This window comes from Shinella yambaruensis, assembly GCF_022899355.1.
GTDB lineage: Bacteria > Pseudomonadota > Alphaproteobacteria > Rhizobiales > Rhizobiaceae > Shinella > Shinella yambaruensis.
This window is the reverse complement of sequence record NZ_JALJCK010000005.1, coordinates 362,098-382,140: the sequence shown is the minus strand read 5'-3', so window position 1 is coordinate 382,140 and position 20,043 is coordinate 362,098. Positions and strand designations below refer to the sequence as shown.

Annotated in this window: 21 protein-coding genes; 5 read left to right on the top strand and 16 right to left on the bottom strand. The window is 66.5% G+C overall.

Annotated elements, in window-relative coordinates; translation table 11 throughout:
- Window positions 1-72: 72 nt before the first annotated feature.
- Entirely contained in the window at window positions 73-675 is a 603-nt protein-coding gene (locus MUU56_RS14510) for a glutathione S-transferase family protein (protein ID WP_244767986.1), read from the bottom strand.
- A gap of 96 nt (window positions 676-771) precedes the next feature.
- Window positions 772-1,776 carry a GlxA family transcriptional regulator gene (locus tag MUU56_RS14505; RefSeq protein WP_244767985.1) on the bottom strand — a complete coding sequence of 335 codons (1,005 nt, stop codon included), beginning with the start codon at window positions 1,774-1,776 and terminating at the stop codon, window positions 772-774.
- Between the two features lie 107 nt (window positions 1,777-1,883).
- Here MUU56_RS14505 and MUU56_RS14500 point away from each other — a divergent pair, with 107 nt between their 5' ends.
- A complete protein-coding gene (locus tag MUU56_RS14500; protein WP_244767984.1) occupies window positions 1,884-2,348 on the top strand; it encodes an SRPBCC domain-containing protein in 465 nt (154 codons plus the stop codon).
- Between the two features lie 2 nt (window positions 2,349-2,350).
- On the opposite strand, the gene MUU56_RS14495 is transcribed toward MUU56_RS14500, so the two are convergent.
- The 3 genes from MUU56_RS14495 to MUU56_RS14485 are packed head-to-tail and all read right to left on the bottom strand — an operon-like array spanning window position 2,351 to window position 3,578.
- A complete protein-coding gene (locus MUU56_RS14495) occupies window positions 2,351-2,770 on the bottom strand; it encodes a GFA family protein (RefSeq protein WP_244767983.1) in 420 nt (139 codons plus the stop codon).
- Window positions 2,767-3,240 carry an SRPBCC family protein gene (locus MUU56_RS14490; protein WP_244767982.1) on the bottom strand — a complete coding sequence of 158 codons (474 nt, stop codon included), beginning with the start codon at window positions 3,238-3,240 and terminating at the stop codon, window positions 2,767-2,769. The genes MUU56_RS14495 and MUU56_RS14490 overlap by 4 nt, the downstream gene beginning before the upstream one ends.
- A 14-nt stretch (window positions 3,241-3,254) precedes the next feature.
- On the bottom strand, window positions 3,255-3,578 hold the full coding sequence (locus tag MUU56_RS14485; RefSeq protein WP_244768119.1) for an ArsR/SmtB family transcription factor: 324 nt from the start codon (window positions 3,576-3,578) through the stop codon (window positions 3,255-3,257).
- A gap of 151 nt (window positions 3,579-3,729) precedes the next feature.
- Here MUU56_RS14485 and chrA point away from each other — a divergent pair, with 151 nt between their 5' ends.
- Complete coding sequence (chrA, locus tag MUU56_RS14480; RefSeq protein WP_244767981.1) at window positions 3,730-5,130, top strand: chromate efflux transporter; 1,401 nt, start codon at window positions 3,730-3,732, stop codon at window positions 5,128-5,130.
- 3 nt (window positions 5,131-5,133) lie between these two features.
- On the opposite strand, the gene MUU56_RS14475 is transcribed toward chrA, so the two are convergent.
- On the bottom strand, window positions 5,134-5,703 hold the full coding sequence (locus MUU56_RS14475; RefSeq protein WP_244767980.1) for a helix-turn-helix domain-containing protein: 570 nt from the start codon (window positions 5,701-5,703) through the stop codon (window positions 5,134-5,136).
- A gap of 398 nt (window positions 5,704-6,101) precedes the next feature.
- Between MUU56_RS14475 and MUU56_RS14470 the strand changes: the two genes are divergently transcribed.
- The gene (locus MUU56_RS14470; RefSeq protein WP_244767979.1) at window positions 6,102-6,248 is read left to right on the top strand and encodes a DUF1127 domain-containing protein; all 147 of its coding nucleotides are present in this window, start codon (window positions 6,102-6,104) and stop codon (window positions 6,246-6,248) included.
- A gap of 418 nt (window positions 6,249-6,666) precedes the next feature.
- Here the strand turns inward: MUU56_RS14470 and MUU56_RS14465 are convergent, their stop codons facing one another.
- From MUU56_RS14465 to MUU56_RS14420, 10 genes are all read right to left on the bottom strand, one after another.
- The gene (locus tag MUU56_RS14465) at window positions 6,667-7,377 is read right to left on the bottom strand and encodes a ParA family protein (protein WP_244767978.1); all 711 of its coding nucleotides are present in this window, start codon (window positions 7,375-7,377) and stop codon (window positions 6,667-6,669) included.
- Between the two features lie 122 nt (window positions 7,378-7,499).
- On the bottom strand, window positions 7,500-8,588 hold the full coding sequence (locus MUU56_RS14460) for a protein-glutamate methylesterase/protein-glutamine glutaminase (protein ID WP_244767977.1): 1,089 nt from the start codon (window positions 8,586-8,588) through the stop codon (window positions 7,500-7,502).
- Window positions 8,588-9,421 carry a CheR family methyltransferase gene (locus tag MUU56_RS14455; protein ID WP_244768118.1) on the bottom strand — a complete coding sequence of 278 codons (834 nt, stop codon included), beginning with the start codon at window positions 9,419-9,421 and terminating at the stop codon, window positions 8,588-8,590. Before MUU56_RS14455 ends, MUU56_RS14460 begins: the two co-directional genes overlap by 1 nt.
- Before the next feature lie 34 nt (window positions 9,422-9,455).
- A complete protein-coding gene (locus tag MUU56_RS14450; protein WP_244767976.1) occupies window positions 9,456-9,950 on the bottom strand; it encodes a chemotaxis protein CheW in 495 nt (164 codons plus the stop codon).
- Between the two features lie 2 nt (window positions 9,951-9,952).
- On the bottom strand, window positions 9,953-11,758 hold the full coding sequence (locus tag MUU56_RS14445; RefSeq protein ID WP_244767975.1) for a methyl-accepting chemotaxis protein: 1,806 nt from the start codon (window positions 11,756-11,758) through the stop codon (window positions 9,953-9,955).
- Between the two features lie 184 nt (window positions 11,759-11,942).
- Entirely contained in the window at window positions 11,943-13,640 is a 1,698-nt protein-coding gene (locus MUU56_RS14440) for a methyl-accepting chemotaxis protein (RefSeq protein WP_244767974.1), read from the bottom strand.
- A gap of 17 nt (window positions 13,641-13,657) precedes the next feature.
- Window positions 13,658-14,170 carry a chemotaxis protein CheW gene (locus MUU56_RS14435; protein ID WP_244767973.1) on the bottom strand — a complete coding sequence of 171 codons (513 nt, stop codon included), beginning with the start codon at window positions 14,168-14,170 and terminating at the stop codon, window positions 13,658-13,660.
- Window positions 14,167-16,161: a chemotaxis protein CheA gene (locus MUU56_RS14430; RefSeq protein WP_244767972.1), complete on the bottom strand. Its 1,995-nt coding sequence runs from the start codon at window positions 16,159-16,161 to the stop codon at window positions 14,167-14,169. Before MUU56_RS14430 ends, MUU56_RS14435 begins: the two co-directional genes overlap by 4 nt.
- Entirely contained in the window at window positions 16,158-16,526 is a 369-nt protein-coding gene (locus MUU56_RS14425) for a response regulator (RefSeq protein ID WP_244767971.1), read from the bottom strand. The genes MUU56_RS14430 and MUU56_RS14425 overlap by 4 nt, the downstream gene beginning before the upstream one ends.
- Window positions 16,526-16,852: an STAS domain-containing protein gene (locus MUU56_RS14420; protein ID WP_244767970.1), complete on the bottom strand. Its 327-nt coding sequence runs from the start codon at window positions 16,850-16,852 to the stop codon at window positions 16,526-16,528. Before MUU56_RS14420 ends, MUU56_RS14425 begins: the two co-directional genes overlap by 1 nt.
- 365 nt (window positions 16,853-17,217) lie before the next feature.
- On the opposite strand from MUU56_RS14420, the gene MUU56_RS14415 reads away from it, so the two are divergent.
- Window positions 17,218-18,942, top strand: coding sequence for a chemotaxis protein (locus tag MUU56_RS14415; RefSeq protein ID WP_244767969.1), 1,725 nt, complete (start codon window positions 17,218-17,220; stop codon window positions 18,940-18,942).
- Between the two features lie 250 nt (window positions 18,943-19,192).
- Entirely contained in the window at window positions 19,193-19,966 is a 774-nt protein-coding gene (modA, locus tag MUU56_RS14410) for a molybdate ABC transporter substrate-binding protein (protein WP_244767968.1), read from the top strand.
- Window positions 19,967-20,043: the final 77 nt, after the last annotated feature.

The following is a 20,043-nucleotide window of genomic DNA, read 5'->3' as shown; positions in this document are numbered from 1 at the left end:
CCGGAACCGGACCCGTAGCAAGGCCCTCACGCCGGCGGATCGTCGGGCGGGCGCAACGCTTTTCCTCAAGGCTCAGGCGGCTCCGCCCAGTGGTGCGACACCCTCCTTCGCCAGCGCTGTCCTCACCGCCGGCCGCGCCTCTATCCGGCCCGCCAGCGCCTGCAGCGTCTCCGGCAGGGTGATGCCGCACATCGCGGCCCAGCGCGCCATCACGTAGAAGAAGGCATCCGCGGCCGAAAAGCGCGCGCCGAAGAGATAGTCGCCCTCGATGCGCGTGGCGATCCAGCCGAAGCGGCGGGTGAGCGTTTCGGTCAGCCAGGCCTTCTCCTCCTCGTTCTCGGTGAAGAACAGTCGCACGAAGGGCTTCTGCAGTTCCGTCGAGAGGAAGGCGAGCATCTGCAGGTGGCGCGTGCGGCCGAGCGGCCCGTCCGGCACGAGGCCGTCGCCGGCAAGGGCGATCCAGTCGAGCAGCGCGACGTTTTCCGTCAGGAGGAGGCCGTTATCGAGGCGAAGAGCGGGCACGTAGCCGTTCGGATTGACCGCCTCATAGCTGCTGCCGTCCTCCAGCGTGTGCTGGAAGATGTCGACCTTGTGCGGCCGGAAGGAAAGGTCCGCCTCGTGCAGCAGGATATGGGCGGCCTGGCTACAGGCGGTGGGGGCGTAATAGAAGTCCATGTCGCGTCTCCTCGTGTTCCGATGAGGCGAGTGTGCCGGCGACGGGGCTTGAAGGTCAGAGGCAAACGGGCTGGTTTCGGGGCAAACCGGCCATCGTCAGCCGAGGGTGCGAAGGCGGTTGCGCTGGCGGTACTGCGCCGGCGTGACGCCGACGCGGCGGCGGAAGAGCTTTCGGAAGAAGGTCGGATCGCCGTAGCCGACCGCAACGGCGATGTCCTCGATGGCGTCCGGCCCGGTCTCCAGCATCTGCTTGGCCTCCTCGATGCGCATGGCCTGCACATAGTCCACCGGCGCATAGCCGGTGGCGGCCTTGAACTGGCGCTTGAAGGTGCGCTCCGCCATGCCGGAGCGCGCCACCATGGCGGCCACCGGATTGGGGGCGGCATAGTTGTCGGCAAGCCAGGTCTGCACGTCGGCGATTGCGGCATTGCCGTGCTGGCGCGGCCGGGCCATGGAGGCGAAGGGGAGTTGCCCGTGGCCCCGGTCGCCGATCAGGAAGAGCCGGGCGATGCGCGTCGCTTCCTCGGCTCCGCAGAAACGGCCGATGAGGTAGAGCGCGAGATCCTGCCAGGACGTGGCGCCGCCAGTGGTGATCAGCCGCCCGGCGCGGCCGCTGTCGCAGAGAATGCGCTCCGGCCGGAAGGTGACCTTCGGATAGTGGTCGCGGAAAAGATCCGCCATGATCCAGTGCGAGGCGGCCTCCGTGCCGTCGAGCAGCCCGGCTTCGGCCAGCAGCACCGCGCCGCTGCAGGCCGAGCAGACCAGCGCCTCCGCCTCGATATGCCGCCGTACCCAGGCGATCTCCCGCCGCCAGCGGCCGGCCGGCGACAGGCCCGGATCGAGATGGATGTCGCAGACGACGACGATATCGGCAAGGCCGCCGGCAAGCCCCTGCTGCGGGGTCACGCTGAGGCCGCTGCCCGTCGCGTGGGTGCGGGTCTCCGCGGCGACGAGCACCGGATTGAGGGGACGCAGCGCCTTCGGGCCGCGGCCGGCCTCGCCGAGGATCTCGTGCAGGCCATAGGGTGCCATGGTGCCGCTTTCCGGCAAGGCGAGGATGGCGACGGTGAGGGGGCTGGTCGGCTTCGGACGTGTCGGCATGGCGCAAGATTGGCACATCCGCCCCGAAAGTGTCGAGAACGTCTCTACCGGCCGGGCCAGGAGCCGGCCATGCTCTTCCCCGTTCCACCAACAGGAAGGAGAAGACCATGTCCATCGAACACGGCACCGTCGATATCACCAGAACCTTCGCCGCGCCGGCCGCGGCGGTCTTTGCGGCCTGGTCGCAGCAGGCTGCGCAGGAGGCCTGGGGCGATCCCGGCCCGGACTGGCAGATGCGCTTCGAGCGCTTCGGCTTTGCAGTCGGCGAAAGCGATCTCTGCCGCTTCGGCCCCAAGGGCGGGCCCGTCTATCTCAACGAGAACCGCTATCTGCAGATCCGGCCGCAAGAGCGCATCGCCTATGCCAGCCTGCTCCGGGAGGACGGCACGCTCACCTTCGCCGGCACGGTCGTCGTGGCCCTCGAGGCGGTCCCGGACGGCACGCGCATGCGGTTTGTCGAGCAAGGCACCTATTTCGACGGCCGCGACAAGGCTGAAGACCATCAGGCCGGCTGGCAGGCCATGCTGGAGGCGATGGACCGCTACCTCCGGCAGCAGGCCCGCGCGGCGTGAGGTCAAAGATGGGCGTGGTGCGGCGGCGGGTTCTCGTAGTCGTCCACCATGCCGTTCTCGTAGATGACGGGCGCGGCGCTGAGGTCCCCTTCGGACACGTCGTCCAGCGTGCCGGCATTGATGCAGTAGAAATGCCCCATGAAGGTTTCATGGTAGCCGCGCGAGAAGGAGCGGACGCCGCAGTTCCCGCAGAAATAATGGTCGACATCGCCGTCCGGCCAGCTCGAATCGGCGGCGCGGTAGGTGAGGAGCCGGCCCTCGCCGGACAGCAGCTTGAAATCCTCGCGCTTCGTGAAGGTCTTCAGCATGCGCGTGCGCCGGCAGAAGGAGCAGTTGCAGCGCCTCAGGCCCTCGTCGAGGTCGAGCAGGCATTTGTAGCGGACGGCGCCGCAATGACAGCTGCCGTGATAGGTCCTTTTCATCGCTCTTCTCCTCCGCTGCGTTCTTGCAGGATGCAGGCGACCAGCCGGTCGAGGCATTCGCCCCAGCCCTCGGCATGGCTGTCGCGGGACTGGATGGTGTCGAACGGCGTCTGGGCGAAGGTCAGCCGGGTCTTGCCGGCAAGGTCCTTGAAGGTCACGGTCACCAGCGTGTCCGGCCCGTCCTCCGCCGTCCAGCGGAAGGTGAAGACGAGGCGGCGGTTTTCCGTGATCTCCCGGTAGACGCCGCCCATCGGATAGTCGTCGCCGTCCGGCGAGCGGATCACCGCCGACCACGCGCCGCCCGGGCGAAAGTCCATGCGCACCGCATGGGCCGTGAAATCCTTCGGCCCCAGCCAGCGGGCAAGGTGCTCCGGCGCGGTCCACAGCTTGAAGACGAGGGCGACGGGCGCCTCGATTAGGCGCTCGATGGAAAGGCCGATGGGCTCTGCGGTTCCGGCTGTGTGTTGCATGGTGGTCGTCCTCCTCAGCTCTTCTTGTCCGGCTCGCCGGTCTGCAATTGCCTGACGTAATCGTCGAGCCGGTCGAAACTCTGGTCCCAGAAGCGCCGGTAATGGGCGATCCAGCCGTTGGCCTCCTTCAGCGGCCCCGTCTCCAGATGGCAGGGGCGCCACTGGGCGGTGCGGCTGCGGGTGATGAGGCCTGCCGCCTCCAGCACCTTCAAATGCTTCGAAACGGCGGGCAGGCTCATCGCGAAAGGGGCGGCGATCTCGTTCACTGTCGCATCCCCTTCGGAAAGCCGTGCCAGGATCGCCCGGCGAGTCGGGTCCGCAAGGGCGGCGAACGTCATGCTCAGCGGATCGCTCACATCATTTATCCATAAGGTTAATTAACTAATGAGTTTAATAATGCCAGCATCCTCATCCGTCAAGCCCTCCCGCGCCTTGACAGGGCAGGGGACGGCTGCGATCGATCGCGACGGCAAGGGGGAAGGACATCCGATGAACGATCATGCGGCACCGCCGCCCCATTCGCCCGGCACCGAAGGGCACGGCGTCCCCCTCGGCGAGGCGCTCCGCGTCTGGGCGCGCGTGGCCGCGCTCAGCTTCGGCGGCCCCGCCGGGCAGATCGCCGTGATGCACCGCATCGTCGTCGACGAGAAACGCTGGATCGGCGAGAAGCGCTTCCTCCACGCGCTGAACTACTGCATGCTCCTGCCGGGACCGGAGGCCCAGCAGCTCGCCGTCTATATCGGCTGGCTGATGCACCGCACGGCGGGCGGCCTTCTCGCGGGCCTGCTCTTCATCCTGCCCGGTTTCCTGTCGATCCTCGCACTGAGCTATGTCTACGTCCTCTTCGGCGATGCCGGCGTGGTCGGGGGCCTGTTCTTCGGCCTCAAAGCGGCGGTGCTCGCCGTCGTCGTGCAGGCGGTGTTCCGCATCGGCCGCCGCGCGCTCGTCAATCCGGCGATGATCCTTCTGGCCGCCGGCGCCTTCGTCGCCATCTTCGCCTTCAAGGTGCCGTTTCCGCTCATCGTTCTCGTCGCCGCCATTGTCGGCTATCTCGGTTCGCGATCCGGCTCCCGCCTCTTCCGCACGGCAGGCGGCCATGCGGCGTCGGGTGCGCAGGTTTTGCGGGACGAGGATTCGCTGCTCGGCGAGGCGACGCCCGCCCATGCGCGGCCCCATCCCGGCTGGTCGCTGAAGATCTCGGCGGCGCTGCTCTGTCTCTGGCTCGGCCCCGTTGCGGCGATCTGGTTCTTCGCCGGCGGCAACGATGTCTTCGCGCAGGTCGGCATCTTCTTCAGCAAGATGGCGGTCGTCACCTTCGGCGGCGCCTATGCGGCGCTTGCCTATGTCGCGCAGGAGGCCGTTCAGCACTATGGCTGGCTGCGGCCCGGCGAAATGCTCGACGGCCTCGGCATGGCCGAGACGACGCCGGGGCCGCTCATCATGGTGCTGCAATTCGTCGGCTTCCTCGCCGCCTATCGCGATCCCGGCGGCCTCGATCCCTTGGTGGCGGCGACGCTCGCGGCGACCCTCACCACCTGGGTCACCTTCGTGCCCTGCTTCCTCTGGATCTTCCTCGGCGCGCCCTTCATCGAAAAACTGCGCGGCAATGCGGCGCTGTCCGGCGCCCTGTCGGCGATCACCGCCGCCGTGGTCGGCGTCATCCTCAACCTGGCGGTCTGGTTCGCCTTGCACACGCTGTTCGGGGAGGTCAGGGTTCTCGCCGCAGGCCCGCTGCGCCTCGAGCTGCCCGATCCGTCGACGCTCATCCTGCCGTCGGCCCTGCTCGCCGCCGCCGCGGCCTACGCCCTGTTCCGTCTCGGGGCCTCGGTGCTGCTGACGCTCGCGCTTTCGGCGCTCGCCGGCATGGCCTGGATGCTGGCGGCGGGATGAGGGTCAGGAGATCACGTTGCGCACGAAGCGCACGGGCACGGTGCCGGGATTGGCATAGGCATAGGCCTGGTCGGTCGCATAGATGGTGAAGCTGCCCGCGGCGAAATCCCTGGCGATGCCCGAAAGCTCGAGCCGCAGCGTCCCCTCGGTCACGAACAGCATTTCGTGCCAGCCGGTCGGGTCGGGTTCGGCCGCATAGCGCTCGCCGGGGCCGAGCGACCAGAGCCACATCTGAGCCTCCGCCGTCGCCGGCGCCGTGCCGAGCAGCACGGCGGTGCTTTGCGCATCGCTTCCCCGCCAGGTCACCTCGTTGATCTCCGCAGAGGGCGCGCGGGCCGGATCGCGCACGAGATCGACGAAGCGCACGCCCATGGCGGCGGCCAGCTTGTCGAGGCTCGACAGGCTGATATTGGCATCGCCCCCCTCGACCGCCACGATCATGCGCCGGCTGATGCCGGAGGCCTGCGCCAGCGCCGCCTGGCTGAGCCCGGCCGCCTGGCGAAGGCGGCGCAGGTTGCCGGAGACATGGGCGAGCACGTCGCCCCGTTCTTGACCCTGCAGATTGTCGCTCATGTCGTTCCGTCATCGAAAGGGCGGCGCTGCCGCGGGACGCCTTCTTAGAGCAAGTCCGGCAAAAGTGCGAAGCGCTTTTGCTGTGGAGATTTGCAAAGGACCGGGAATGGCAAGGGTAGGCATTTTCGACGCCCCGGACAGCGAAATGGGCCTCTTTCGGCCGGTTTTGCCGTGGCGCACGCCAAAAAATCGTATTTTTTGCAGAAAACAGCCTCGCATTCGCCCTCTGAGCTGCGTGCAACCTTAACAGAAGATGACCAGACCCATGCGCCGTTTGCATGGGTGACGTGCCAGCTTAGCGCTGTTCCGCATTGCAACATAAGCCTATAAGACGGTCATCGAAAGACGCGGCGCCACGGACCGGTGCCGAACAGAGAGCCTCCGGAAAGGGGATCATCATGAACATGGCACGTTCCTTCAGCAATTGGCGCAAGTACCGTCAGACCGTCAACGAACTCGACCGCATGACCGCCCGCGAACTGCGCGATCTCGGCATCGAGCGTTCGGAGATCAAGGCCGTCGCGCGCGCGGCCGTCGGCTTCTGAGCGACACGCCGCCAACCGGCAGAATTCGAAGACACCCGCCTCCGGCGGGTGTTTTTGCATGTGCGAAGAGAATCCGGCGCGAGCCGGCGGCCTGGCGATATTGAGACATACGCTACGCGCATAACGCATAGCTGCCTTGCAAAACGATGCCTATCAAATAATCAAGAATCAGCTATAGTCATACTTATCGAAGCAACGTACCTCCTCCCACGAAGCTTCGATGATTGCAGAAGGCCCACTCCTCCTCCCAGGGCCGACTGCGGGAATGGCGGCACTCCTCCTCCCAGTCGCCATTCGGTTCTATCGGAAAGCCTGCCGCACCTCCTCCCGCGGCAGGCTTTTCCATTTCTGGACCCCTGTTTTCTTCCTTATGAAAAAGGCCGCGCGATCCGCGGCCCCTGCAAAAGAGTGTAAAGCCTCAGGCGACGTTGCTCAGCCTCTCCGCCCCGGTCGGGCGCAGGGCCGCTGGGATCTGCTGGAGCACTTCCAGCGCAAGCGCCCTCGCATTCTCCTGCGCCTTGTCCAGATTGCTGACGCGCCGGCCGTCCATCGTATAGAGCGTGCCGCCGCAGCCGAAGATATCGCGGAACGCCGAGCGTTCGATGATCGGCGTCTGCAGGAGATGCACGCGGCGGGCGGCGAGCAGGTCCTTGACCGCATGCATGGCGCGCGTCGTCACCATGGAGTTGACGCGGGTGAGCACGACGGAATGGCGGATGCGGATATCGGCCTTGTCCTCCAGATACTGCAGGAGTTCGATGACATTCGCGCCGCCCTGCGCGTCCATGGCGGAACCCTGCACGGGAATGAGCACGTAGTCGGAATGGCCGACGGCCTTGGCGAGCAGCGAACTGCGCGAACCCGGCAGGTCGATCAGCACGAAATCGGCGCGCGCCTTCTCGTCGGCCAGCTGCCGGTCGATCGTGCCCATGGTGACATAGGGCACCACGCAAAGGCGGTTGCCGAGCACGCCTTCGGAATTCTCGTGCCAGCGGGTGATCCAGTGCTGCGGGTCGGCGTCGAGCACCGAGACGCGGAAGCCGAGGCGGGCAAGCTCGGTCGCAAGCAGCAAGACGGCCGTGGTCTTGCCGGCGCCGCCCTTGGTGTTGGCGAAGGTGATGACGGGCATGGGGCTCCCCGGAGCGGTTCTTGAGCCGGTCATCGCTCGCAAAGCACCCTCGCATGGTGCTTCGTCATCCTCGCCGGTCATGGTTAATGGCCGGTGAAAACACGCGAAAAACCGCGGCGTTTTCACCTCCGCCGGTCGGCGGCGAGGATCTCGCGGGCGATCTGGTCGAGCGGCAGGATCCTGTCGACGCCGCCATGGGCGATCGCCTCCTTCGGCATGCCGAAGACGACGGAGCTCGCCTCGTCCTGCGCCACCGTATGGGCGCCGGCCTGGTGCATCTCGTTCATGCCGCGTGCGCCGTCGTCGCCCATCCCTGTGAGGATGACGCCCATGGCATTCGCCCCGGCCGAACGGGCGGCGGAGCGGAAGAGCACATCGACGGACGGCCGGTGGCGCGAGACGAGGGGGCCTTCGCGCACGGCGACATGGTAGCGCGCACCCTGCCGCTCCAGCATCATGTGGCGGTCGCCGGGCGCGATCAGCACATGGCCGCGCAGGACGGGATCGCCATGCACGGCTTCCTTCACCGCCACCTCGCACAGGCTGTCGAGGCGCCTGGCGAAGGCCGCGGTGAACTTTTCCGGCATGTGCTGCACGATGACGATGCCAGGCGAATTGGCCGGCAGCTGCTCCAGCAGCACGCGCAGCGCCTCCGTGCCGCCGGTCGAGGCGCCGATGCAGGCGACCATCTCGGTCGTCTTGGCCATGGCGCGGCCGGAGGGCGGGGGCAACACGGCATCGGCGGTGAGCTTTGCGGTCGGCCCGCTTGCCGCCGCCGTGCGCCGGTTCTGGCCGAGGCGGGCGACCGCGGCGCCCTTGACGGCCTCGCGGATGCGCGTGCCGGATTCGGCGAGATGGTCGGCCGCGCCGATCTTCGGCTTCAGGATGATGTCGACGGCGCCGGCCTCCAGCGCCTGCATCAGCGTCTCCGAGCCCTCCTCGGTCAGCGAGGAGCACATGACGACGGGGATGGGCTTCTGCGCCATGATCTTGCGCAGGAAGGTGATGCCGTCCATGCGCGGCATCTCCACGTCGAGCGTGATGACGTCGGGGATTTCCTCCTGGATCTTCCTGGCCGCCATGAAGGGGTCGGAGGCCGCGCCCATCACCTCGATTTCCGGGTCCTGCTCCAGCACATGGGTCAGCGCCTGGCGCACGCTCGCCGAGTCGTCGATGATGAGTACGCGGATCTTCTTGCCGGGAGGGACCATCAGATCTTCTTGAAAACCGTGTTGGCGACCTGGCGCACCGGCAGCGAAATGCCGGTCACCGTTTCGGAATGGCCCACATAGAGGAAGCCGCCGGGCACGAGGCAGTCGCAGAGCCGTGACAGCACCTTGGCCTGCGTCGGCTTGTCGAAATAGATCAGCACGTTGCGGCAGAAGATCATGTGCATCGGCTCGCCCACCCTGTAGGCGCTGTCCATGAGGTTCATGCGGGCAAAGCCGATCGTCGAGCGCAGGCGCGGATGGATGCGCACCTCGCCGCGCCCGGCATCGCGCGAGACCATGACGTAGCGGCGCTGCATCTCCGCCGGCACGGGCTGGATCATGTCGCGCGGATAGACGCCGCGCCGGGCGGCGGCAAGCACGTCGGTCGAAAGGTCGGTGGCGAGGATGCGGTAGTCGAGGCCGGAGGCCGCATCGACGAAATCCTGCATCACCATCGCCATCGTATAGGGCTCGGCGCCGATGGAGCAGGCGGCGCTCCACAGCCGCAGCCGCTTGTGGCCGGCCGCCACCATTTCCGGCAGGCCGGTCGCGGCCATGTGGTCGAAATGCTTCGGCTCGCGGAAGAAGTCGGTCTTGTTCGTCGTCACGGCGTCGATGAGGAAGATCGCCTCCTTCTCGATGCCGCCATGCTTGAAGAGATAGTCGCAATAGTCGTTGAAGCTGGTAATACCGGTCGCCCGCAGGCGCCGGCGCAGCCGGCCCTCCAGCATCGTCAGCTTCGTGATCGGCATCTTGATGCCGCTATAGTCGTAGATGTAGCGCGACAGGGCCTCGAAGTTCCGGCTGCTCAGCCCGTCTTCCGCCCCTTGCATCCGCAATGCAGCTCCCACGCCGGTCCTCCCGAAACTATGCCGTCGCGGCAAGGCGACCCGCCGAGCCCATCATTGCCACCTCGGCGCCGGAGAACAGGCGCGCGAGGTCGACGATGACGACGAAGCCGCCATTGCGGCGCACGACGCCGGCAATGTAGTCGGACGGCCAGCGCACGCCGATATCCGGCGCGCCCTCGATTTCGTCGTCGCGGAAGGGGATGACCTCGAAGACCCGGTCGGCGACGAGGCCGAGGGTTAGGGTCTTCTCGCCGATCGGCACGTCGAGCACCAAAGCGCGCGTGTGCGGCGTCTTCTCGGTCCTCGTCATGCCGAGGCGAAGACGCAGGTCGATGACCGGCACGCCCTGGCCGCGCACGTCCCTGAGACCGAGCAGGTATTCCGGCCCGTGCGGGATCTTGAAGGCATCCTCGTGGTCGAGGATTTCCCGGACGACCGAGACGGGCACCGCAAAGACCTCGTTGTCGAGGCTGAAGGTGACGAACTGGGATTCGGAGGACGGACCGGCCATGATCAAGCGCTTTCCCTGAAATCGGCGTCGTCCGCATCCGGGCCGCCCATCGACATGTCGAGGGCAAAGCCGCGGGCGCGGGCCTGCTGGCCGTTGACGCTGTTGTCGGACTTGCGAAGCGGCGCGGCGGCTGCCTTGACGACCGGGCGCGAGACCGGTGCCGGGCGGCGCGGCTGCACGACCGGGGCACTCGACGCACGATCGACGCGGAAGAAGGCGATCGAGGTCTGCAATTCCTCGGCCTGGGCGGCAAGCTCTTCCGAGGTGCCGGACATTTCCTCCGAGGCGCCGGCATTCTGCTGGGTCACCTTGTCGAGCTGCTGGATCGCCTCGTTGATCTGCGAGGCGCCGATATCCTGCTCGCGGCAGGCGGCGGAGATCTCCGAGACCAGTTCCGCGGTCTTGCGGATATCGGGCACCAGCCGGTTCAGCATCTCGCCGGCTTCCGTCGCGACGGAGACCGTCTCGCCGGAGAGCGCGCTGATCTCGGCGGCAGCGGCCTGACTGCGCTCGGCGAGCTTGCGCACTTCCGAGGCGACGACGGCAAAGCCCTTGCCGTGTTCGCCGGCACGGGCCGCCTCGACGGCGGCGTTGAGGGCGAGAAGGTCGGTCTGGCGGGCGATTTCCTGCACGATGGAGATTTTCTCCGCGATGGTGCGCATGGCGCCGACCGCGCGGCCGACGGCCTCGCCCGACGCCTCGGCATCCTTGGCGGACTGGCGGGCGATCTTTTCCGTCTGGGCTGCGTTGTCCGCGTTCTGCTTGATGTTGGAGGCCATCTCCTCCATCGAGGCGGAGGCCTCTTCGGCGGAGGAAGCCTGTTCCGTCGCGCCCTGAGACAGCTGTTCCGAGCTTGCCGAAAGCTCCTGGCTGCCGGAGGAGACATTGTCGGCCGCCGAAAGCGCATCGGCGACGACGCCGCGCAGGCGCTCCACCATGCTTTCCAGCGACAGGCCGAGCGTGTCCTTGCCGGAGAGCGGTTTTGGCGTCACGGTCAGGTCGCCATTGGCGATCTGGTCGGCGATGGCGGCCGTTTTGCGCAGGTTGCCGGTCATCACGTTGATCGTGTCGACCAGGTCCTTGATCTCGTCGTTCGTCTTGATCTCGACCGTCTGGTCGAGATCGCCGACCGCGACAGCCTCCGCGACAGTCTTGATCTTCTTCAGGCCGCTGTTGATGCCGAGCGCGAGCCAGATGGCGGCACCGACGGCGAGCAGCAGCGCGGCACCGGCAATCGTCACGATCAGGTTGCGCGTATGGGCATATTGCGCGTCGGCGTCCTCTTCCGCCGTCACCAGCAGCGCCTTGTTGTTCTCGATGCGGGCGTCGATCGTCTCCTCGATCGCGTCCATCAGGCGGCGGCTCTCGGTCGTCGCAAGGCGGAGCGCCTCGGCCGAATTGCCGGAGCCGGCGAGCGCGCGGACCTGGTCGTCGATGCGGATGAGCTGCTTTTCCCTTTCGCCGATGGCCTGCCATTGCTGGAGGGCGGCCGGATCGCTCGACAGCCGGACCAGCGTGTCGAGGGTTTCCTCGAAGCCTTTGCGATAACGGTCGCCTGCCTCGATCGCGGTGGCGACGTCGCGGGGATTGGCGACGGTCGCGAGGTTCATCTGCGCCCGCGCCAGGCGGAGCTGGTAATTGGCGAGGTTTTGCGCGGCCTCGAGGCGCGCGGCGGGGCCGGCGATCAGGTCGGAGATCGCCTGGTTCAGCGAGGAAAGGCTCAGAATGGCGTAAACGGACGTGCCGGCCATCATCAGGATGATGACACCGAAGGCCGCCGCCAGCTTCAGTTTGATGGTTGCGCGCATCTTTGGGCTCCTTTGGTAGCAGATGCCGTTCGGGCAGGGCACCGGAAGCCGGGGCCCGTCATGCGAGAAGACCGATACACTCACCCTTTCGCGGGCCGCAGGCGGCCCTTGTGCCGGCGCCTACACGCGCCGGGTCGATCATGCGGCGCATCCGTTGCTGGATGCGCCGCGATCATTCGTTCGCTCAAGCGCTTTCGCGGAAGTCCGCGTCGTCGGCATCCGGGCCGCCCATCGACATGTCGAGGGCAAAGCCGTTGCCGCGCGTCGCCCTGGCGGCCGGGGCCGGGCGGTAGGCCGGCGCCGCAGCCGGGCGCTTGGCGGCAACGGGAGCGGCCATCTTCGCCGCGGTCGCGCGCAGCTTCTCGGCATGGTTCGGCTCCTTGCGGGCCGAATTCTCCACGCGGAAGAAGGCGATGGAGGCCTGCAGCTCTTCCGCCTGGGCGGCCAGCTCTTCCGACGTTGCCGACATTTCCTCCGAGGCGCCGGCATTCTGCTGGGTCACCTTGTCGAGCTGCTGGATCGCCTCGTTGATCTGCGAGGCGCCGATATCCTGCTCGCGGCAGGCGGCGGAGATTTCCGAGACCAGTTCCGCGGTCTTGCGGATATCGGGCACAAGCCGGTTCAGCATCTCGCCGGCTTCCGTCGCGACGGAGACCGTCTCGCCGGAGAGCGCGCTGATCTCGGCGGCAGCGGCCTGGCTGCGCTCGGCGAGCTTGCGCACTTCCGAGGCGACGACGGCAAAGCCCTTGCCATGCTCGCCGGCACGGGCCGCCTCGACGGCGGCATTGAGGGCGAGGAGGTCGGTCTGGCGGGCGATTTCCTGCACGATGGAGATCTTCTCCGCGATGGTGCGCATCGCGGAAACGGCGCGGCCGACGGCCTGGCCGGAGGCTTCCGCGTCGCGCGAGGACTGGCGGGCGATCTTTTCCGTCTGGGCCGCGTTGTCGGCGTTCTGCTTGATGTTGGAGGCCATCTCCTCCATCGAGGCGGAGGCCTCTTCGGCGGAGGACGCCTGTTCCGTCGCGCCCTGCGAAAGGGTCTCGGAGCTGGCCGACAGTTCCTGGCTGCCGGAGGAGACGTTGTCGGAGGCCGACAGGGCGTCCGCCACCACGCCGCGCAGGCGCTCGATCATCGTGTTGACGTGGCCGAGCAGGTCGCCGATCTCGTCCCTGGTGGAGATCTCGGCAAAGCGGGTAAGGTCGCCGTCCGCCACGTTCTGCACGACGCCGACGGCCCGGGAGATGCCGCGGTTGATCGACATGACGATCCACAGGGCCGCGCCCGTGGCGACGAGGAGCGCGATGGCCGCGACCGTCACCATGATCGTGCGGGTGCTCTGGTACTGGGCATCGGCCGCCAGCTCCGCCTCGGTCAGGCGGCTCGCCTCCAGCTTGACGACCTCGCCGAGCAACTCGTCGATCTCGTTGGTGGCAGCGCGCGCGTCATTGGTCGAAACGCGGGTCGCGCCCGCCATGTCGCCAGCAAGCGCCAGCACGCGGATGCGGTCGTCGTCGCGGCGGAAGTCCGTGGTGAAGCCGTCGAGCTTGTTCCACAGCACCTTGCCCTGTTCCGTCGCCTTGCCGAGAACCTCCTGGAAGGTCGCGTCGAATTCCTTGCGGGCCTCGTCGCTGAGCGCGATGTAGCGGTTGGTCTCGGTGGGGCTTGCCGAGGACAGCATGTTCTTCTGCTGGCGGATCTGCTGGAGCTGCAGGTTGTTCAGCGTCTGGGCGAGTTTCAGCCGTTCAGCCGGGCCGTTCAGTACGTCGCCGAGCGTGGTGTTGAGGCCGCCGAGACTCAGGATGCCGTAGGCCGCCGTGCCGACGAGCACGGCCAGCATGAAGGCGAAGGTCAGGAACAGCTTGAGTTTGATGGTAAAGCGCATGGGTCTCTCCTGGTGTCCTAGGTCGGCGCTTGTGCCGGGCGCTCTTTCTGGGAGGAAAAGATCGCGTGCAGGTTCGGGACGATGATGAACTCGCCGCCCCGCTTGACGAGGCAGCTGATGTAGTCGGCGCGCCAGCGCATGCCGACGCTCGGCGGCGGTTCGCTGGCGACCTTGGGAAGCGTGGTGACTTCGTTGACCTTGTCGGTGCGAATGCCGATCAGGGTCGGCTCGTCGCCGAGATCGAGCTCGATGACGACGATGCGGCTGTCGATGGTGGTTTCCGTCGCGTCCATGCCGAAGGCGAGGCGGATATCGGCGAGCGGGATCACCTTGCCGCGGAAGTTGATGACGCTGGAAACGAAGGGCTTGCTGCCGGGCACACGGGTCTCCGGCAGAAGGTCGAGGATTTCCTGCACGACGATCGCCTCTATGGCGAAGGTCTCGCCGTTGAGGTTGAAGGTAAGCACCGAGAGGTCTTCCTCCGCACCCCAGATCGCGTCGTAGTCGCGTTTTCGTACCGCTTCGCTCATCCTGCCGCCCGCAATTGCGCCTCCTGCTGCTGTCCGGCCGCGACCAGATGGGTGACGTCGAGGATCAGCGCCACGCTGCCATCGCCGAGGATGGTCGCGCCGGAGAACGTGTCGACGTCATGGTGCAGCTTGGACATGGATTTGATGACCGTCTGGTGGTCGCCGATGATCTGGTCGACGACGAGGCCGACGCGTTCCGATCCCGTCGAGATGACGACGACCTTCTGGTACGGGTCGGGCGGCGTGCCGGTGCGGAACAGTTCGCGCAGGCGCAGAAACGGCACCAGGCTGTCGCGCAGCGAGATGAAGCTGCGCCCGCGCGAGCGCAGGTCGTCTTCGAGCGAGAGTTCCAGGCACTCTTCCACCGCCGAGAGCGGGATGACGTAGCAGCCCTGGCCGACGCGTACGAGCAGGCCCTCGATGATGGCGAGGGTGAGCGGGATGCGCAGCGCCACGACCGAGCCTTCGCCCGGCTTGCTGGCAATGTCGATCGTGCCGCGCAGCGCCTCCACCGTCTTCTTGACCACGTCCATGCCGACGCCGCGGCCGGACAGGTTCGTCACCGCCTGGGCGGTCGAAAAACCCGGCTGGAAGATCAGCTGGAGCAGGTCCTGGTCGGAGAGCGTCGCGCCCGGCTGGATGATGCCCGACGCTTCCGCCTTGGCGCGCACCCGCTCGCGGTTGATGCCGCGCCCGTCGTCCTTGATGGTGATGATCACCTCGCCGCCCGTCTGGTGCGCGGAGAGGATGACCCGGCCCTTCGCCCCCTTGCCGGCGGCGATGCGCTCTTCCGGTTTTTCGAGGCCATGGTCGATGGAATTGCGCACGAGATGCACGAGCGGGTCGGCGAGCCGGTCGATGACCGTCTTGTCGACCTCCGTGCTCTCGCCCTCGGTGATGAGCTCGATCTCCTTGCCGGTCTCGCGCGACAGGTCGTGCACGAGGCGGCGGAAGCGGCTGAAGAGGCTGGCGACCGGCATCATGCGCAGCACCATCATCGTGTCGCGCAGCTCGCCCGAGAGGCGTTCGATTTCTTCGGAGACGGAGCGCAGGCCGAGATCGGTAGCCGTGCCGGCGAGCTGGGTGAGGCGCGACTGGGCGATGACAAGCTCGCCGACGCGATCCATCATCTCGTCCAGCCGCTCGGCCGGCACGCGCACGTTCTCCGCGGATTTCGCCTGTTTGGAATCATTGGCCGCCTGCACCGCGGGGGCGTCCCGCTCGGCAACGACCACGGCCTTGGCGATCGGTGTTACGGCGGGCTTTGCTTCGGCGGCGGGGTGTTCGACAGCGACCTCGGTGATTTCGAGCTCCATGTCGTCCATGACGAAGATGAAGACGTCCTCGATATCGGCACGCGGCCGCTCGGTCTTCAGCGTCACGTCCCAGCTGATATGGATGTCGCGCGGCTCCAGCGCGGAAAGCTCCGGCACCTTCGCCGTATCGGCGACGATCCGGCATTCGCCGAGGTCGCGCATCTCGTCGAGCAGGCCGAGCGGATTGGTGCCGTTCGCCATGGCATTCACCGGCAGGCTGAAACGGATGCGCCATTCGCTGAGGCCGCCGGCCGCCTCGGCAACCGGCGCAGCCGCAACGGCGGCCGGGACAGGAGAGCCCGCGCCGTTGACCGCCCGGTGCAGGCCGTCGAGCAGCGCGGCGCTCATCGCGTCATGGTCGCCGTTCGGCGTTTCGAGCAGCGCGCGCATGTGGTCCTGCGCGGAAAGAACCGCCGAGACCAGCTCGTGCGTGGCGGGCACGTCGCCCTTGCGCACCCGGTCGAAGGCGGTCTCGCAATGGTGGGTGAAGGCGGCGAGCGCGTCGAAGCCGAACATCGCGCCCGACCCCTTCAATGTGTGCAGGCCCCGGAAGACCGCATCGATCCGGTCGCGGTCGTCGAGGCTGCGGGTGAGGTCGAGGAGGCCGGACTCGATCTGCTCCAGCAGTTCGGCCGCTTCTGTCCGGAAGACGGAGATCGGGTCCGGGTTCGTCATTTTCCGAGGACCTTCCTGGCGATCTTGACGAGGCTTTCCGGATCGAACGGCTTGGTCAGCCAGCCGGTGGCGCCGGCGGCTTTCGCCTGCGCCTTCAGTTCGCCGTCGGATTCGGTGGTGAGGAAGATGACCGGAACGCCCGTATGGGCGGGCAGCTTGCGCAGCTCGCGGATCATCGTCAGGCCGTCCATGTTCGGCATGTTGAGGTCGGTGACGACGAGGTCGTATTCGCCGCCCTTCAGCTTGTTGAGGCCGTCGAGGCCGTCGACCGCCTCGGTCACGCTGTAGCCGGCATTGCTGAGGGTGACGCGCGTCGTCAGCCGGATGCTGGCGGAATCGTCGACGGTCAAGATCTTCGCGGTCATCAATTCTTCTCCTGGTGCAGCCAGAAATGCGCGGCGCCGGGTGTCATCCCGTCGAGAAAGCCGCCGCGTTCCAGCACGTCGTAAAGGTCGCCGGAGGCGGGCCGGGCAAGTAGAACGCGCCCGGCCCTGGCCTCGGCCTGTTTGCGGGCTGCCGTGACAAGCTGGACAAAGCTGAGGTCGACCTGCGCCGCCTCGTCGATATCCAGTACAATGGCAGGATTCTTGTTCAGGAAATCCAAGATCAACTCTTGAACGGACAATATAGTCTTGATGGTGAGCGTCGCAGGTAAGGTTAACGACGCGTCACCGGACAGGGTCGACGACATGGAGGCCTCGATAATCGTTTCGAGAGAGAGTATTTCCCGCGCCAGAATCGCCAGTCACGCTTAATGAAGAGTAAAGTGCGGTTGCTAATTTCATCCACTGGTAGTTCGGTCATCGTCGATACACTGCCTCACCCTACGACAGGAAATAGGGCTAAATGATTGTATGTAAACATTAATTTATACAATTAGATATAAGTGATATTATTTATAAATCCCTAATTCTAGGGATGTCTGCAGCCACGGGTGGTGGCGTTGGAATCGCCCTGGGTTTGCGGGATTTCATTACATGAGGAAGAGCGAATTTACTGCGCGTTACATTGTTGGCCCTAGGGTTCGGTCACGGGTTCTTGCAGATGGGGTATGGCGTGTCAGGAATAGCGGGCGCAGTGCGCGTGGAGCGGCAGACGGCGGAGATGGAGCTTGTTTCCCGCCTCGAAGGGGCCCGTTCCCGCATCGAGCAGCGGTTCCTCGATGGCGGCGTCGTGCTGCTTTCGGTGCTGGACGTGCTCAACCGGCTGGTCGCCTCGCTGGAGAACCTTTCCGGCTCGCTCGGCGACGAGGTGGCGGAGGCGACGATCGGCCGGCTCGTCGCCACCGTCGACCAGCTGACCGCGCTGCCCGGCATCGAGGAGCAGCGCCAGCAGCGTCTTGCCCATGTCGCCGTCACGGAAAAAACGCTCGGCGCCCATATCGCCGACATGCAGGAGACGCTGCGCTACCTGCGCACCTTCGCCACGACCGCCAAGATCACCGGCGCCGCCATTCCCGATTTCGCCGGCTTTGCGGAAGAAATCCTCGAGCGCATCCAATTCGGCACCGGCGAGGTCAATGCGCTCGGCGCGAAGATCGGCACGCTGGGTGCCGTCATCGGCACCGCCTCGGCCGGGGGCGGGGAGGCGCTGGAGCGCTTCCGCCGTTCCGTGCCCGACATTGCGGGCAATCTCTCGCGCAATGCCGCGGACCTGACGGCGCAGCGCCGCCACCTCTCGCAGCTTGCCGCCAAGGTGGGTGCGGCGGCGCGCGGCGTGCAGGGCAAGGTCGCCACGACGCTGTCGGCCATGCAGATCGGCGACATCACCCGCCAGCGCATCGAGCATTGCCAGTCCGCCTTCACCTTCCTCAACGAGTATCTTGATGCCGGAACGCTCGACGCGGAGGCCGCCGACCGCCTGACGGCGCTGGTCCGCCATCTCGTGCACGGCCAGCTCGTCGAGATCACCCGCGATTTCGCACGTGAATGCAGGACGGTGGTCGGCACGATCCGCAGCTTCGGGGCCGATATCGATGGCCTGATGGCGCTCTACGGTGACATGGACGCCGCCGACGGCCGCTCCGCCGACCGCGCCATGCGAACCCTGGAGGCCGACATCGCCGCCGCCCGTGCCGTCGTCTGCGATATCGAGCAGGCGGCCGACAAGGCCAACGTCCTGGGTGCAAGCACCGTCGAGACCGTGCAGGGTCTCCTGAAGGGCGTAAAGACGATCCAGCTCGTGCGCACCGACATCCACTACATGGCGCTCAACACCAACCTGCGCTGCAGCAAGCTCGGCGAAGAGGGGCGGGCGATCAATGTGGTGACGGCGGAACTGCGCCTGTTCTCCAGCCAGCTCGACGAGACGGCGGAGCGTATCCTTATCGCCCTGCAGTCGCTCGAAGAGGATGCCGGCAAGCTGCGCGAAGCGGGCACCGCCGCCGGCGGCTCGCTCGATGCGCACCTTGCCGAGGCGCTGGAGCATATCCGCCGGGCGGGCGACCGCATGGAGGAGGACATGACGGCCCTGCGTGCCTGCGGCGCGGATGTCTCCGCCAAGGCGGGCCGGACGGTCGCCGACCTCGATTTCAACGCCGAGCTCGGCGACGTGCTGGCCGATTGCTCCGCCGGCGCGGGCGAACTCGTCGGCCGCGACCTGCCGGATATGTCGGGCCTCGAGGAGGCGATGGCCGACCTCGGCAGCCGGATCGCGCGCACCTATACGATGGTCTCCGAGCGCGAGGTGCATGCCCGCGTCTTCGGCACAGCCCTGGAGGGGCCTGCGACAGCTGTGGCTGCGCAAAGCGACGAAGACCTCTTCGACGACGCGCTGTTCTAGGGTCACCGATATCCCGCTCCGCTGGCCTGCAAGCGCCTTTTGGGGCGCCGCCGTTTTCCGCAGGATCTGTGCGGGGTGCCGGTCGTTTCAGGGCCGCGCTCGGCCTGGCGTCAACGCCCCGCTCATTCCACGCGAATGGCCATCGTCTGTTTCCCTGTATTTTTGAAAATATAGCGCTGGCAAAGCCGCAAGTGCCGATATATTCAAGAGGATATCACGCTGCCTTCAGGCAGGAAAAGGGAGAACAGGAATGAACCGTCGTCTGCTTCTGAAACTCGTCGTCGCCGCCTTCGCGTCGATGCCGCTCGCCCTGCCGGCGGCGGCCGCCGAGAAGGTCACCGTCTTTGCCGCCGCAAGCCTGAAGAACGCGCTCGATGCGGCGAATGCCGCCTGGTCGAAGGAAACCGGCAACGAGACGACGGTCTCCTATGCCGCAAGCTCGGCACTCGCCAAGCAGATCGAGGCGGCCGCCCCCGCCGATCTCTTCATCTCGGCCGACCTTGCCTGGATGGACTATGTCGCCGAGAAGAAGCTGATCAAGGACGACACCCGCTCCAACCTTCTCGGCAACCGCATCGTGCTGGTCGCGCCGAAGGACAAGGCGTCCACCGTCGAGATCAAGGACGGTTTCGACCTCGCCGGCCTTGTCGGTGACGGCAAGCTTGCCATGGGCGCGGTCGACAGCGTGCCGGCCGGCAAGTACGGCAAGGCGGCGCTCGAAAAGCTCGGCGTCTGGTCCTCGGTCGAAGGCAAGGTCGCCGGTGCCGAGAGCGTGCGCGCCGCGCTCGCCCTCGTCTCGCGCGGCGAGGCGCCCTACGGCATCGTCTACCAGACGGATGCCGCGGCCGATCCGGGCGTCGCCGTCGTCGGCACCTTCCCGGAAGACAGCCATCCGCCGATCATCTACCCGGTCGCCATCCTTGCGGAATCCGAGAGCGCCGCGTCTGCCGCCTATCTCGACTTCCTGAAATCCGACAAGGCCGCGCCCTTCTTCACCGAGCAGGGCTTCACCATCCTGAAGTAAGGTAGGCCTCTCCCACCCGCGCCGTCATCCTCGGGCTTGATCCGAGGATCCAGGCGGCGCATGTGGCGTGGATGGCC